Here is a 13,663-nt window from a genome sequence, read left to right as displayed (position 1 = left end):
AAGCCCCCACCGGCCCGCAGCCGACGAACCACACACCCGAGAAACCACACACCCGGCGGAGCGCTCACCGCTCCGCCGGGCACTCGCCGCTCGGGCACCATGGTCACCACACCCGACAGGAAGCACCAGGCCGCACGATGACCACCCCCCGGCAGCGCGACCCCCGTACGGTCGACGCAACGATCGCCCTGCTCCTCTTCGCCGCCGCCTTCCCCGGCAGCATGTACGGCGTCTCCGACATGACCACCCCCGCCCAGTGGTGGCCGTGCGTCCTCCTGGCCGCCCCCTCCTGCGCCGCGCTCCTGTGGCGCCGAACCCACCCCCTCCCCGTCACCGCCGTCGCGCTCGCGTGCGCCGCAGGCATGGCCCTGGCCGGCTACGTGATGACCGCCCTGCTCCTCGCCCCCCTCATGGTCGCGCTGTACTCCCTGGCCGGGCACACCGAACGCACCACCACCCGCAACGTCACCCTCGCCGCGGTGATCCTCGTGGCCGGATCCGCCCTGGTCGCCGAGCCCGCCACGGACTCCCTGGCCCTCAATGTGATCGGCCCCGTCGCCTGGCTCCTCCTGCCCGCCGCCCTGGGCACCACCGCCCGCTTCCGCAGGGCCTACCTGGAGTCGGTGCACGCCCGCGCCGAGTACGCCGAACGGACCCGCGAGGAGGAGGCCCGGCACCGCGTCGCCGAGGAACGCATGCGCATCGCCCGCGAACTCCACGACGTCTCCGCACACCACCTCGCCCTGGCCAACGCCCAGGCCACCACCGCCGCCCTCCTCATCCGCAGCCACCCCGCCCAGGCCGAGCAGATGGTCAACGCCCTCGGCGACACCACCTCCGCGGCCCTGCGCGAGATGAAGGCAACCGTCGGACTCCTGCGCCAGAGCGGCGCCGACGAGGACTCCCTGCAGCCCGCGCCGAGCCTCGCCATGCTCCCCGGCCTGGTCGCCGCGCACACGGCCGCCGGACTCACCGTCACCCTCACCACCCACGGACAGCCGCAGCCGCTCTCCCCGGGAGCGGACCTCACCGCGTACCGCATCGTGCAGGAGGCACTGTCCAACGTGGCCAAGCACGCACACACCAGCACGGCGGAGGTGGACCTCACGTACCACCACGACCGCCTGTCCATCACGATCACGGACCAGGGGCCCGGCCCCACCCCCGAGACCACGGCCTTCACCCCCGACAGCAGCGCCAGCGGCTACGGCCTCATCGGCATGCGCGAACGAGCCCTCTCCATCGGCGGGCGACTCCACGCCGGACACCGCCCCACCGGCGGCTTCGAGGTCAGCACCGAACTCCCCCTCCACCCCTACGCGCCCGCCGAGGACAGCACCCCATGACCATCCGTGTCCTGCTCGCCGACGACCAGGCCCTGCTGCGCGAGACCTTCCGCATCCTCGTCGACTCCCGCCCCGACATGGAGGTGGTCGGCGAGGCAGCGGACGGCGACGAGGCGATCGCCCTCACCCGTACCCACCACCCCGACATCGTCGTCATGGACATCCGTATGCCCGGCACGGACGGCCTCGCCGCCACCTCCACGATCTGCGCCGACCCCGCCCTGTCGGGCACCCGCGTCCTCATCTTGACCACCTTCGAGACCGAGGAACACGTCGCCAGGGCCCTGCACGCCGGAGCCAGCGGCTTCCTGGGCAAGGACGTCGGCGCCGAGGGCCTCGTCGCCGGCATCCGCACCATCGCCGCAGGCGACGCCCTCCTCTCGCCCCAGGCCACCCGCAACCTCATCACCCGCTTCCTCACCGCCCCCCAGCCAGGCACCCACCCCGCGGCCCAGAAAAGCCTCGCCGACCTCACCGACCGCGAACGCGAGGTCATGGCCCTGGCCGCCGACGGACTCACCAACGCGGACATCGCCGCGCGGCTCTACCTCAGCCCCCTGACCGTACGCACCCACATCCACCACGCCATGGCCAAACTCCACGCCCGCGACCGCGCCCAACTCGTCGTCATCGCCTACCAGACGGGCCTCGTCCACCCGAACCCACCGAGACCCTGACCTTGGTGGTAGGTCCCGACAGGCCACTCACTACTGCGTATGCAGCAGGCGTGTATCGGCTGCCGCACGAAGACGGCGGAGGGGCTGTGCGGACAGGCTGAAAGGGTCCCCGAGCACGGATGTGGAGATCCTTCTGTGGCTGCCTCTCTCGACCGGCTGGGTCCGCCGGCTTCCTTCGCCCGGTTCGTCCTGTGCGGCGGCGGTGTCGGAGTCGCCGCAGGACCGGCCGTGGCACTGCTCGCAGGGCTGATGCCCTGGGCGGTGGCCAACGCACTGGTCACCATCGCCGCCACGCTCCTGTGCACAGAGGTCCACGCACGTTTCACCTTCGGGACCGGCCGGCGCGCCGGATGGCGTCGGCACTGGCAGTCCGCAGGATCGGCGTCGGTCGCCTACGGCGTGACCTGCACCGCGATGCTCGTACTCCACGCGGTGCGGCCGTCGGCCGGGACATGGAGCGAGCAGGCCGTCTACCTCGGCGCTTCCGGGCTCGCCGGAATCGGGCGCTTTCTGGTGCTGCGCCTGTTCGTCTTCACCGACGGCCGTAACCGGACAGCGGTGCGGCCGCACAGTCCGGCACGGCCACGCGAGGGTCAGAACCGGCCGCCGCCGGCGTGGAGCGTCTGGCCGGTGATCCAGCGACCGCTGTCCGAGACGAGGAAGGCGACGACGTCGGCGATGTCCCCGGGTTCGCCGAGGCGGCCGAGCGGGGTCAGCGCGACCATCCCGGCGATCACGTCGGCGGGGACCCCGGCGCTGTCGAAGGACTCGGTGCGGGTGGCGCCGGGGAGCACACTGTTCACGGTGATGCCCCGCGAGCCGAGTTCCTGCGCGGCGGCACGGACCAGTTGGTCCCCGGCCGCCTTGCTGGCCGAGTAGACACCGCTGTCGGCGCTGGGGGTCACGGCCGCCTGGCTGGAGATGACGACGATCCGGCCGTTGTCGCGCAGTCGCCCGGCGGCCTCGCGAAGCGCTGTGAAGGTGGCCCGCGTGTTGGTCGCGAAGACCCGGTCGAAGTCCTCGTCGGTCGCCTCCGCGAGCGGGGAGAAATGGACGGTGCCGACGTTGCCCACCAGGATGTCCAGCCCGCCGTAGGTTTCCTCAGCGGCGTCGAACAGCGCGCGCATCTGGGCCGGATCGCTCACGTCCGCCCGCACCGCCACGGCCCGACCGCCGCTCGCCTCGATCGTGGAGACGACCTTGGCGGCCGCTTCACGGTCGGATCGGTAGTTGACGATCACGCTGTCGCCGTCCGCGCCCAGCCGTTCGGCGATGGCACGCCCGATCCCGCGCGAGCTTCCGGTGACAATCACGACTGACACTGATCCTCCAGTGGTGGGGGGGTTTCAGGAAGTGGCCGCGCCTTACGACGAGGTCGGCCTCGGCGAGGAACTCGCGTGGCCACGTGCGTGGGTCGCGGTGTCGCCGGTCCAACTGCCCAGCAGATCGAGGGCTTCGGCGGACGGCGACGCGGGTTCGGGGGTGTAGACGACGAGTGTCTGGTCGGTGTCGCCGGACACGTCGAGGACCTCGTAGTCGAGCGTGAGGTCGCCGACCAGCGGGTGGTGAAAACGCTCGGTGCCCGTGCTGTGGCAGACGACATCAGGGTTGCCCCACATGTGACGGAACCGGGGGCTGCGCAGCGACAGTTCGCCTGTCAGGTCCGTCAGCCGCGGATCGTCGGGGTTGCGTCCGGCGTAGAAGTGCAGATGGGCGACGCAGCTGCCGGCGGACCTCTCCCAGTCGACGAACAGCTCCGGGGCGTGCGCGTCGAGGAAGACGTAACGGGCCAGATTGCGGTCGCGGTGCGGGAGTGCTTCGAAGTCGGTGAAAAGGGCGCGGGCCATCCTGTTGGCGGCCAGGATGTCCATGCGGCGGCCCTGGATCATCGCGGGCACATGGCCGAGCGTGTCCAGGAGCCGGTGGAGGCCCGGGCGCACACGCTGGGGACCCAGGGGACGGCGCCGCTGCGCGGGGGACGCCGGTTTCGCCAGCGCGAAGAGGTGGGCCCGCTCGGTGTCGTCAAGCTGCAGGGCGCGGGAGACCGCGTCCAGGACGGTCTCGGAGACCTGCCCGGCCCGGCCGCGCTCCAGGCGCGTGTAGTACTCGACGCTGACACCGGCGAGCCGGGCGACCTCCTCGCGGCGCAGTCCCGGCACCCGGCGTGCGCCGCCGTCGGGGACAACTCCGGCCTGCTGGGGGGTGATCCGGGCCCTGCGGGTGGTCAGGAACTCGCGGATCCCGGTGCTCGGCTCCATGCCCTCCACGCTACGGGCGCCGACCCGGCCCGCACCCGGCGAAAGGGACCCTGGCAGTACCCCTTCCAGCTCTCCAGGGGCCGTCGTCAAGGGCTGAGCGAGAGCCGACGACTTGCCCGCCTCGGTCCGCGCAACCCGCGTGATGGAAGAAGGCTGAGGTCGGCGATCACCCGCGAACCTGCGCGTCACTCCAGTTTGATCACGCCCCGAGACGGCGATCGGTACGTCCACCCCCCTGATCGGTCAACAGGACGGCGCGACCGCGACCCCGCCGTGGGCATTGACGGCGGCCACAAGCTCGGCGAACAGGGCGTCGTAGCTTGCGGCCCGCTGTTCGGCGATCTTGTGCGGGAGGTAATCAGTGACCCAAATCAGATGTGCACTGGCGTGACGATCCACCTCGACGCGCATCTCGGCGTGGTGATGTTCCGCCCCGTTGAGTCCCGGCACCGTGTACGTCGCCCGACGGTGCACCGGGTCGACCGATATGTTCCGTTCCCAGATCTCCTGGCCGTCGGCCAAGGTGACGACGCGATACTCCCCTTCTTGCCGCTCGGCCACGCACAAGGAGAAGACATGCACTTCTGACCTCGTGTAACGCTCGATGAAGTCCCAAGCCGTATCGGCCGGCACGTCGAGCTCCGCGCTGCGGTAGATGCTGCTCACAGGGTTGCCTTCCCGGACGGACCGACGGCTGTCGTCGTGACGGACCGGCCCCGTCGAGAGGCGGTCGCCCTACGCGCACGGCGCCGGGATCGCCACTGTCGAGGGCTGGTCAACGGGGTCGAGCAAGGATAGAAAAGTATCATCTATTTGTATTCGACGATGAGCCTGCGGTAAGGGCATGGAGGTCGGATGGACACGCGTGAGGCGGCGGTCGTGGGAATCGGTCGGACGGCGTTCAGCAAGTCCTCGGGCCGGACCCCGTTGGCGATGGCCGCCGAGGCCGCGCGCGCGGCACTTGACGACGCCGGGCTGCGACCCGGTGAGGTGGACGGTGTCGTCGACTTCCACACCAACGACTCGGCATCGGCGGCGGAGGTCGCGCGGGCCATCGGCGTCTTCGATCTTGGGCTGGCGCTGGACGTGCACGGTGGGGGCAACGTCGCGGTCACCGTCGTCGGCCAGGCGTTCGCCGCGGTTCAAGCCGGTGCCTGTGAGGTGGCGGTCGTCTTCCGTTCGCTCCAGGGCCGGTCCGGCAACCGCTACGGGCGGGGGGAGAGGCCCGTGTTGCCGATGAAGGGCGAGATGCAGTTCGCCGCGCTGAACGGGTTCGTCGTCCCACCGATGTGGATCGCCATGTTCGCCCAGCGCCACAAGCACGTGTACGGCACCCGCGACGAGGACTTCGGGCACATCGCCATCACCACCCGCAAGCACGCCTCGGCCAATCCCCACGCCATGCAGCGACAGGTGATCGACATGGACGACTACCTGTCCGCCCGCTGGATATGTGAGCCGTTCCGCCTGTACGACTGCTGTCTGGAGACCGACGGTGCGGTGGCCCTCGTGGTCACGACGCTGGAGCGGGCCAGGTCTCTGCGGCATGTCCCTGTCCGCATCGCGGGCTTCGGCGAAGCCCATACTCACGGCGGTTCCTGGACGAACTTCCCCGATCTGTCCGAGATGTACTCCGCCTACGCTGCGAAGCGCCTCTGGGCGAGCACCGACCTGCGTCCCGCGGACCTGGACATCGCCTGCATGTACGACTGCTTCACCGGCACGGTGATGGCGACGGTCGAGGACTTCGGACTGTGCCCGAAGGGCGAGGTCGGTGCGTTCTTCGGCGAGGGCCGGGCCACATACGGTGGCGACGTCGTCGTCAACCCGCACGGTGGGCTGCTGTCGGAGGGATATCTGCAAGGTCTCAACCATCACTACGAGGCGGTCCACCAGTTGCGCGGCGACGCCGGTGACCGACAGGTGCCCGATGCCCGCCACGCTCTCGTCACCGCCGGGGCCGGCCCGGCGGGCGGCGCCCTGATCTACGAGGCATCGCGATGAGCCGGCCGGGACCGGTCCCGGCGCCGCCGGCGCCGCTGATCGACGTGGACAGCGCCGGGTTCTGGGAGGCGACGCGTGAGGGGCGCATCGCGCTGTGTCGCTGCTCCGACTGCGGTGCCTGGCTGGCCAGACCGCTCGAACGCTGCAACCGCTGCGGTGGACCGACGTCGTTCACCGATGTCACCGGTACCGGCACCATCTACAGCTTCATCGTGGTGCGTCACCGCAGTGTGCCGGCGTTCGCGGCTCTAGTTCCCTACGTCCTCGCCCTCGTGGAGTTCGACGAGGGTCCGCGACTGCCGGGGATCCTGCTCGACGAGCAGGGACCGGGCGTGGCCATCGGCCAACGCGTACGCGCCGAGCTGACGCGGTTCACCGGCGCCGAAGAGCGAGCCGTCGCCTACCGCCGCGTCAACGACGGTGATCGGCCCACGGCGCCCGATGCGTGAAGAAGGTCGTCCGCGGTGGCCGCTCGTCGGCGTGACGCCCGGCCGACCCGGGGCACGGGCGCCCGTTCATCGACTCCAGCCGGCACCGGCCGTCCGGCTGCCGGATTCCGACGCCGTACTCCGCGCCGCGCGGGCGATCGTCCTAAGACGTGGGCGCAGGTCGAGTCACGGCACGCGACGCATCCCAGGAACCGCCAAGACAGGAGCGATGGATGTCCGACGACGAATATCGGGGCAAGGTAGCGGTAGTCACAGGGGGTGGCCGTGGGCTGGGGCGCGCTTTCGGCGCCGCGTTGGCGGCGTGGGGCGCGCACGTGGTTCTCGCCGATGTCGACGGCGCCGCTGCGGCGTCCGCCGCCGCCGGGCTCCCGGTACGGGGCGGCAGCGCGACCGGGACGGCCTGCGACGTGTCGGACGAGGACGGCGTCGCGGAGATGATGACCGAGATCGCCGAACGGCACGGCGGTATCGACATCCTGGTCAACAACGCCGGACTGCACGCGGCCGACTACTACCTGCCGTTCACCCAGCTCGGACTCACGAAGATCCGGAGGTTGTTCGACGTCAACATCATGGGCGTGGTCATCTGTTCGCTCGCGGCGAGGGAGGCGATGAGCCGACGGGCCGGCGCCACCATCGTCAACATCTCGTCGTCCGCTGCCTACGCCAACCGGAATGCCTACGCCGTGTCCAAACTCGCCGTGCGTGGCCTGACCATGTCGTTCGCACGCGAGTTCGCGGAGGACGGCATCCGCGTGAACGCGATCGCGCCCGGACTCGTCTTCACCGACACGATCCGGGCCGAGGTGCCGCGCACCGAGGTGGAGCGCTCGCTGGGTCAGCAGATCGTCCGGCGCGAGGGTACGGAGAAGGACATCGTCGAGGCCCTGCTCTATCTCGCCTCGACGAAGGCGTCCTTCCTCACCGGGGAGACGCTGCGAGTGACGGGCGGCTTCGGGCTCTCCGTCTAGCAGCGTCTCCTGGGGCCGGCTCGAAGCCGCGGCGGAGGCGCAGGCACTCCTCACTCCGTCCGCGCACGGCCCGGTGCCGTCGGATCAGCCCGCTGTCCGGGCCGCAGCGGGTCCGGGCACCAACATGCCGGCCACCAAAGAGGGCCAGCCGACGGTCGCCGTCAACCCGAGAAATCCGAAGAACCTGGTCTTCGTCTCGACGATCTTCCCTCCGGCGCCGGGCCTGGAACCGGTCGACGGCGGGTGTTTCCTCGCCTACTCGAACGACAGGGGCGACACCTGGACCCAGGTTGCCTGGCCGCTCGGTACCGCGGCGCCCAAGTGCGGTGAGCCGAGCGTGCAGTTCGACGCGAAGGGCACCGTGTACGTGGACAACAACCAGGTCAGCTCCGGTCTGGAGGCGAACCTGCGGAACCACAACCAGGTCGCGAAGTCGACGGACGGCGGCCGGACCTGGACCGACCCGGTGTCCACACCGCTGCTCCTCGGCGGCGCCCCGAAGATGCGGGTGGACGTCGCGACCGGCAAGGTCTACGCGGTCGCCGGGGCGGTGTGGGAGTACCCGAGCGCAGTCTCCGTCAGCGCCGACGGCGGAAAGACGTTCAGCAGCGACTCGCGGGTGATCCCCGGCCCGATGCCCTGTATCCAGGTGGCGCCGGGTATCCCGCTGGTCTGCGGCTATCCGGGGCGTGAGATCGCTGTGTACGGCGGGATCCTCGTGTCCGCCTCCCAGGAGGCGGGCCAGCCGGTGAACTTCCACGTCAGCCGTGACGACGGGAGGACGTGGACGAACACCACCCTCAAGGACGGCCAGGGAACCCCTGTCGCGGCGGGCACCGGGGCCCTGGTGCCGATTCCGGCCCGGGGCGCGGCGGCCGACCCCGTCCCGTGGGTCGCCGCCGACCCCTCCCACCGCGGCCGGTTCGCCGTCATGGTGCCCCGGGACTCCAACACCCTGGACGTCTACGTCACCCCGGACGCCGGCCGGACCTGGAACGGCCCGGCGACGATCGCCACCCCGAACGCCCAGCGTCCGGCGATCGACTTCGGCGCCAACGGCGACCTGGGTGTCATGTGGCGGACCACCACGGGCGACGCGTTCTCGGTTGTGACCTGTCCGGGCGGGGCGGTGAAACTCAGGCTGTCCACCGCCGTCTTGTCCCCGTAGCGCTTGGTCAGTTCACGAACTTCGATCACGGTGCCACTCCCCGCTTCTGTCCCGCCCGGCATCCGGCCGGGTCACTGCTTTCGAGGCTAGGAGCGGCCACGGCGCGATCTGTGGACCCGGAGGTCACAATGCCCCGCGGTACACCGGCAGGCCGGAGACGCCTGTGGTGGCGGCTCCGCCCGCTGTCCGGTACGCGCTCCGCGGCAGGGACACCTCCTCCAGACCGGAGCCGGCCAGGCCGTCAGGGCCGCCCAGCCGGGGCAGCAGGCCGGCTCCAGCGGCAGGACCGCAGGCTGGGACTGGCGTCGAGGTCACGGTCGTCCCGCTCAGCGACTGGTCGTGGCGGCTGGTCTACATCTGGGGCTCGCTGGCACTTCACCGCCGGTACGTGGATGGTCGGCGCTTCCCTCGGTGAGCATCGGCATCATCCCTGAAGACGCCGCCCGTTCAAGCCTCTGGCCCGTCGAGGGCTTCTTCCTGTACGACGACCACACGGTCCACGTGGAACTCGTCTCGGCCCAGGCCGGTCGGCCCAGCCGATCAAGAAAGACAGCCACGGGAAGGTCTCCACAGAGGCAGCAGCCCTCTGGTGGCATACGCGGACTGTGGTGTCAGACATCGGTTGTTGGTGCGCCGCACCTTGTTCGATATCGCTACGATGAGCCGCCGACTCGGTCGGCAACATGCCGGAGAGGGCTGTGGGGAACGAAGGACTACCGCGTGGGCCGAGCAGCCGCGGAGACGAAAGCACGGGCACCATGGCCTTATTGATCTCACCGTTGCCTCCGACGGCTCGGATTGCGCTGGTCGCGTGGGTTTACCGAGGCGCGGTCACAGGGGGCCTGGCCTGGGCCCTGCACATCGGTCAGCGGCACGCTCCCGCACTGTCCCCGTGGATCTTCGCCGCGGGCGGCCTGGTCTACGCCCGGTGGCTGCTCACCCGCAATCGGCTCGCTTCAGTGCGGCTGGGGCGCATCCTGCTGTTCGCCGAGTTGCTGGTCCAGTTCCTCTTCCTGGACCTCGCGGACGGTGCGATCGGCAGCTGGCTCGTCGGAATCTGGCGCGACTCGTGGTTCGGCGCCGGGCTGCCGAGCGGTCTGCTCCTGGCCACCCTCGGCATCAGCGGGCGGTGGGGCGCAGCGCACGTCAAGGGCGGAGGAAGCCGTTGGATCCTGGCGGGCCGCCGCAAGCTGGCGGTGTCCCTCGCCAACGTCATCAATCTGCCGTACGGAATCCTGGTCCGGTCCGTCCCGCTGTTCCTGCTCGCCGGGGTGCTGTATCCGGAACGGGATCTCCTCGCGGCGCTCGTTCCCCTGTTGGTCTCGGAACTGGTCCTCGCCGTCGTCGACCGCAGTGCCCTGCGTTCACCGGACGGGTTGTGGACCGCCTGGCTCTTCTTCATTCCCCGGCGGGTCATGGCCTGTATTCCCAGGGACACATGGTGGAGGCAATGGGCGATCGGCAGTTGGCTGTACGACGCGATCTGGACCCGGAGGGGGTCCGCCGACTACACCCTCGTCATCAACCTGATGCGGCTGTGGCTCCTGGCCCACCGCAACGACTTCCTCACCGTGGTGAAGCGCAAGCTCGGCGACCCGCCCAAGGAGTCCGCCGTCGCCTACCTCGCGACGGCCCACGTACTGCTTGCCGAGGCCGACCGCGTCGAGGAGGCGCGTGTCCATGCGGGCCGGTCGGGCGACGGCGGCCGCCGCAACGCCGCCGCCTACGCACTGACGGCGGCGTTCGACTGCTACGCCCGCCGCATGCCCGGCGGGCCCGACCCGGAGGCGTCGCTGGCGACGGTCATCAGCTTCCGGGAGGCGGGCGCCGACAGTTGGGCGTTGCTGTACGGGGCAGTGGCCGCCGCCCGGTTGACCAACCTGAGTCGTCGCAACCCCAACCGCGCGGCCGCCCTCCTGCGCGATGTGCTGACGGCCACGACCGAGGGGGGAGAGAACTTGCCGCACGCCGCCGTGCGAACCGCGGTCGCCGTCACCGCGGGCCTCACGCACGAGTTCGGGAGGCAGGCCGAGACGATCCGGCTCCTGGAACGGATCAACCACACCCCGCCGTACCCGGCCGAGGTCCGGCGCATGACCGCCGAGCACTGGCAGCTCTACCCTCTGTGGGCCCGGCACGCGCTGTGGGACGTGGCCTCCTTCGAGATTTTCGACTATCTGAGCAACCGCGGTGTCAAGGAAGACCTGGAGAGCGACAACGAACGACTCGACAAGGCGCTGACCACCCTGCTCGGCTCCCGATGGGGGAACACGCCGTCCGCCCTGCCGGACCTGGGAATGCACTGGCTGGGACTGGCGGGTGACCGGTTCCGGTCCCCCGAACACGCCGTACTGGAGCCGTTCGACCGGACGGCCGCGCTCGCCGAGGCCCAGGGCTGCCTCGACCGGCTGGTCGCCGCCTTCGGCCCTGATCTTCCGGCCTTCGGTGGCCGGAGCGCCGCGGACGACATCGAGCGGGAACGCGCGCGGCGCCGGAAAGGCCCCGGCACGTCCGGCGGGGATCCCGTCCAGCGGTGGGCGACGGAACGGGACGGCGCTCACCGTGCGTTCGGCTTCGTCGAGCGCTTCCGCAGCCAGGAACTGTCGTACCTCCTGGGAAAGCCGGCTGACCTGGCATGGACCCGCGTGCGCACGGATGTCGCCATGCCGGCCGACCTGCTGGCCTCCACCGAGCAGGCCGAAGCCGCCTACGAGCTGGCGTGGAAGGGCGTGGCCGGCGCACCCGAGGATCGTGCCGAGGCCTGGCGTCGCGTCACCGACGCCTACCAGGCGCTGGAGTCCCTCGGCTCCTCGTCCCTCGCGTCGGCCGGCCGGGGAAACACCCCGTGGCTGGACTACCCACAGGCGCGAGCCCTGCTGCAGGACCTGCACCGAGCCGGCCGGCGCGTCCTGCTCGCCCTGTACTGGCAGGTCGGTACGCAGGTCACCGTCCTGATCGCCCGGCACGACTACGACCGGCCTGTCGCCGTGACCGTGGACCTGCCGCCGGACGACGAACTGCGGGAAACGCTGCGGGGGTTGAGCGAGGCCCCGGGCGTCGGCCACCCGTTCGGGGCGGCCCCGGGCGGCACCTCCTGGGAGCGCGTGTTCCGGCCGCTGGTCGCCCCGTTGGTCGAGCACAGCGCCGAGGGCGACCCCATCTGGCTGGTGCCTTCGGGCATTCTGCACCACGTTCCACTGCACGCCGTCGGGTGGCGGGACTCCGTCACCCTGTGCGAGCGCAACCCCGTGACGGTCACGCCGAGCGCCACTGTGATGACCCGGCTGCTCGCTCCCCGGCGCGGGACCGGCGGGGGCTCCGTACTGCTGGTGGCCGACAGCGATGCCGAACGGCCCCTGGCTCATGCCCGTACCGAGGTCGAGACGGCAGCGACCGCACTGGGGGCAGACGGTGAGCGGCTCGTGGGCGAACGGGCCACGAAGACCGCGGTGCTCGCCAGGATCGCTCTGGGCGGCATGGACATCGTCCACCTCGCCTGCCACGGCCGCTTCGACGCCGCGGCCCCTCTCGACTCATGGATCCAGCTGGCCCCCGATCCGCTGGCCCCGGGGCCCTCGGACCGGCTGACCGCCAGAGAGCTGTGCGGCCTGAGGCTCGACGTACGGCTGGTGACGCTCAGCGCGTGCGAGAGCGGGCTCGGGGACCCCTCACTGGAGAACGAGCGGATGGGGTTCGTCTGGGGCCTGTTGCAGAGCGGCGTCCGCTCCGCGCTCGTCAGTCTCTGGCGTGTCGACGACATCTCCACCGCCATCCTGATGAGCCACTTCTACCAGGCCCTCAGCCGCGGGGACGGCCCCGGACAGGCCCTGCAGCACGCACGCGACCGCCTGCGCCGTACCACGGTGGCCGACGCGCTGCGCCTCTGCGAGACGGCGTTGCGGCGCGTTCCCGAGTCCGATGAGCGCGGTCGGCGTACGACTCTGCGCCGCATCGCGGAACTGCACATGCAGGCCGGGGAGTTCGGCGAGGCACTGGGCGTGCTGGACGAGCTGCGGGACCGCACGGACGAGGCGGACCCGGAGTACCCCAGGCTCCTGGTCGACTCGGCACAGTGCCGGCGTCGGGCCACCCGCGCGTCCGCGGCGGACCACGGACGCAAGATATTCGACCACCCTTACTACTGGGCGCCGTTCCAGCTGATAGGAGACTGGCGTTGATCGTGGACGGCCGTACGCCTCTCGGTTCCCTGCCCACCATGGCGGTCACACGTGTGGATGCGTCTCTCCGTCCCGAAGAGGCACTGGCGAGGCTGGGCGCCGATTCCTTCGCCCTCGTGACGACCGCCGCGCGTGAGCGTGAGCCGTCGCCCGTCTCCTTGCTGGACCTGGCCGACCTCACCGCACTGCGGGATCGTGGCGCGCCCTCACTGTGCGCGCCCGGGGCGGCGGTCTGCCCGTGCGTGCTCCTGCGCGCGGACATGACCCTGGGAGAGCTGACCGCCGGAATGGCCCTCACCCTGCTCGACCTCAGTCCGCACGGAGCGGTGCTGTGGGATCCGTCCGGCAGCACGTCCGTGCTTCCGGGCAAGGTCGTGGACGACTGGCTGGCCCGCACACCGTTTCTGCCCGTCGACGCGCGCGGGGCGTTCGACGAGAGCGCGTCGGACGGACTGCTCGGCGGAGACATCCGGCTGCCCGCCGCGTTCGTGACCTGCGCGTCACCCGGATGCGGCCACACCAACCGGCTCGACTTCTACGATCCTCAGCGGCCGCCCGTCTGCGCGCGTCCCGGGGTGCCGCCTCACACTCTCGTACTCACCGGGGAATGAC

11 protein-coding genes and 1 pseudogene are annotated in these 13,663 nt (G+C 70.7%); 9 read left to right on the top strand and 3 right to left on the bottom strand.

The genetic code is table 11. The features are described 5' to 3' along the window. Window positions 1-137: 137 nt before the first annotated feature. The 3 genes and pseudogenes from ACWCRB_RS11005 to ACWCRB_RS10995 form a co-directional block, all read left to right on the top strand. Window positions 138-1,346 carry a sensor histidine kinase gene (locus ACWCRB_RS11005; RefSeq protein WP_450995759.1) on the top strand — a complete coding sequence of 403 codons (1,209 nt, stop codon included), beginning with the start codon at window positions 138-140 and terminating at the stop codon, window positions 1,344-1,346. Then, window positions 1,343-2,023 carry a response regulator transcription factor gene (locus tag ACWCRB_RS11000; RefSeq protein WP_450995758.1) on the top strand — a complete coding sequence of 227 codons (681 nt, stop codon included), beginning with the start codon at window positions 1,343-1,345 and terminating at the stop codon, window positions 2,021-2,023. The genes ACWCRB_RS11005 and ACWCRB_RS11000 overlap by 4 nt, the downstream gene beginning before the upstream one ends. 135 nt (window positions 2,024-2,158) lie before the next feature. Then, window positions 2,159-2,563, top strand: a pseudogene (locus tag ACWCRB_RS10995) (GtrA family protein); the annotation flags it as partial. 53 nt (window positions 2,564-2,616) lie between these two features. Here the strand turns inward: ACWCRB_RS10995 and ACWCRB_RS10990 are convergent. The 3 genes from ACWCRB_RS10990 to ACWCRB_RS10980 all read right to left on the bottom strand — a co-directional run bounded on the left by ACWCRB_RS10990 (window position 2,617) and on the right by ACWCRB_RS10980 (window position 4,947). Beyond that, window positions 2,617-3,345, bottom strand: a complete 729-nt coding sequence (locus ACWCRB_RS10990) for an SDR family oxidoreductase (protein ID WP_450995757.1) — start codon at window positions 3,343-3,345, stop codon at window positions 2,617-2,619. Between the two features lie 42 nt (window positions 3,346-3,387). Then, on the bottom strand, window positions 3,388-4,281 hold the full coding sequence (locus ACWCRB_RS10985; RefSeq protein ID WP_450995756.1) for a helix-turn-helix transcriptional regulator: 894 nt from the start codon (window positions 4,279-4,281) through the stop codon (window positions 3,388-3,390). A 243-nt stretch (window positions 4,282-4,524) separates the two neighbouring features. Then, window positions 4,525-4,947 carry a hypothetical protein gene (locus ACWCRB_RS10980; protein WP_450995755.1) on the bottom strand — a complete coding sequence of 141 codons (423 nt, stop codon included), beginning with the start codon at window positions 4,945-4,947 and terminating at the stop codon, window positions 4,525-4,527. Between the two features lie 189 nt (window positions 4,948-5,136). Between ACWCRB_RS10980 and ACWCRB_RS10975 the strand changes: the two genes are divergently transcribed. The 6 genes from ACWCRB_RS10975 to ACWCRB_RS10950 all read left to right on the top strand — a co-directional run bounded on the left by ACWCRB_RS10975 (window position 5,137) and on the right by ACWCRB_RS10950 (window position 13,662). After that, the gene (locus ACWCRB_RS10975) at window positions 5,137-6,285 is read left to right on the top strand and encodes a thiolase C-terminal domain-containing protein (protein ID WP_450995754.1); all 1,149 of its coding nucleotides are present in this window, start codon (window positions 5,137-5,139) and stop codon (window positions 6,283-6,285) included. After that, entirely contained in the window at window positions 6,282-6,734 is a 453-nt protein-coding gene (locus ACWCRB_RS10970; RefSeq protein WP_450995753.1) for a Zn-ribbon domain-containing OB-fold protein, read from the top strand. The genes ACWCRB_RS10975 and ACWCRB_RS10970 overlap by 4 nt, the downstream gene beginning before the upstream one ends. A gap of 212 nt (window positions 6,735-6,946) precedes the next feature. Continuing rightward, the gene (locus ACWCRB_RS10965; RefSeq protein ID WP_450995752.1) at window positions 6,947-7,705 is read left to right on the top strand and encodes an SDR family NAD(P)-dependent oxidoreductase; all 759 of its coding nucleotides are present in this window, start codon (window positions 6,947-6,949) and stop codon (window positions 7,703-7,705) included. Between the two features lie 124 nt (window positions 7,706-7,829). After that, the gene (locus tag ACWCRB_RS10960) at window positions 7,830-8,873 is read left to right on the top strand and encodes a sialidase family protein (RefSeq protein ID WP_450995751.1); all 1,044 of its coding nucleotides are present in this window, start codon (window positions 7,830-7,832) and stop codon (window positions 8,871-8,873) included. A gap of 758 nt (window positions 8,874-9,631) precedes the next feature. Continuing rightward, window positions 9,632-13,051, top strand: a complete 3,420-nt coding sequence (locus ACWCRB_RS10955; RefSeq protein WP_450995750.1) for a CHAT domain-containing protein — start codon at window positions 9,632-9,634, stop codon at window positions 13,049-13,051. A 38-nt stretch (window positions 13,052-13,089) separates the two neighbouring features. Next, complete coding sequence (locus ACWCRB_RS10950) at window positions 13,090-13,662, top strand: hypothetical protein (protein WP_450995749.1); 573 nt, start codon at window positions 13,090-13,092, stop codon at window positions 13,660-13,662. Window position 13,663 lies beyond the last annotated feature (1 nt).

This window comes from Streptomyces sp. NPDC002156 (assembly GCF_053593675.1).
Note: the sequence above shows the minus strand (reverse complement) of the source record. Positions and strands in the feature narration are given on the sequence as shown.

Bases quoted from the DNA above. Each gene is read 5' to 3' on its own strand.
- ACWCRB_RS11005 (WP_450995759.1), top strand. From the start codon at position 138: ATGACCACCCCCCGGCAGCGCGACCCCCGTACGGTCGACGCAACGATC.
- ACWCRB_RS11000 (WP_450995758.1), top strand. From the start codon at position 1,343: ATGACCATCCGTGTCCTGCTCGCCGACGACCAGGCCCTGCTGCGCGAG.
- ACWCRB_RS10985 (WP_450995756.1), bottom strand. From the start codon at position 4,281: ATGGAGCCGAGCACCGGGATCCGCGAGTTCCTGACCACCCGCAGGGCC.
- ACWCRB_RS10975 (WP_450995754.1), top strand. From the start codon at position 5,137: ATGGACACGCGTGAGGCGGCGGTCGTGGGAATCGGTCGGACGGCGTTC.
- ACWCRB_RS10970 (WP_450995753.1), top strand. From the start codon at position 6,282: ATGAGCCGGCCGGGACCGGTCCCGGCGCCGCCGGCGCCGCTGATCGAC.
- ACWCRB_RS10965 (WP_450995752.1), top strand. From the start codon at position 6,947: ATGTCCGACGACGAATATCGGGGCAAGGTAGCGGTAGTCACAGGGGGT.
- ACWCRB_RS10960 (WP_450995751.1), top strand. From the start codon at position 7,830: ATGCCGGCCACCAAAGAGGGCCAGCCGACGGTCGCCGTCAACCCGAGA.
- ACWCRB_RS10955 (WP_450995750.1), top strand. From the start codon at position 9,632: ATGGCCTTATTGATCTCACCGTTGCCTCCGACGGCTCGGATTGCGCTG.
- ACWCRB_RS10950 (WP_450995749.1), top strand. From the start codon at position 13,090: ATGGCGGTCACACGTGTGGATGCGTCTCTCCGTCCCGAAGAGGCACTG.